Genomic DNA, 461 nt, shown 5'->3' with positions numbered 1-461 from the left:
ATTGGGTCGTCACTCATCGAATAGTCCGATGCTGCACCTGATACCGAAGCCTGAATTTCACGCTCGATGTCAATGTCGGCTGCCGGGAGAGCTTGTGTAATTGGGTTTAAGGCACGTAGCCCGTCCATCTCATCCATATCGCTGTAATCTTCATCACCGATGATGCCCTCTAATCCTTGGAGGATGGTTTTACCTGTGGCTTTCTTGATAATGGATTCAACACCTGCACCTGCTGCACCTACCAAGCCCAGCTTTACATACTCGTTTTTGGTAAACTGCGTACCAACCAAACCGCCCATAGTAACGGCTGCCGGAACGATGTAGGTTTTCATTTCGTTGCCCAACAAACCGCTAACGGTCTGGCTTTTTTCCAACTTCTTTAAAGCGTACTTGCCAACTGCAAACCCTGCTACGGCAGCAATGGGCTTGCCTATGTTGTTGGTAGCTTTCATAAAGTCAAT

Annotated in this window: 1 protein-coding gene; it reads right to left on the bottom strand. The window is 48.2% G+C overall.

Features of this window, described 5'->3' with window-relative positions:
• Nucleotides 1-461: hypothetical protein (locus J1N10_RS21505; protein WP_262328692.1), on the bottom strand; the 461-nt coding region annotated here is incomplete at both ends.

Origin of the sequence: Carboxylicivirga litoralis (assembly GCF_025499605.1) — a bacterium.
GTDB lineage: Bacteria > Bacteroidota > Bacteroidia > Bacteroidales > Marinilabiliaceae > Carboxylicivirga > Carboxylicivirga litoralis.
Note: the sequence above shows the minus strand (reverse complement) of the source record. Positions and strands in the feature narration are given on the sequence as shown.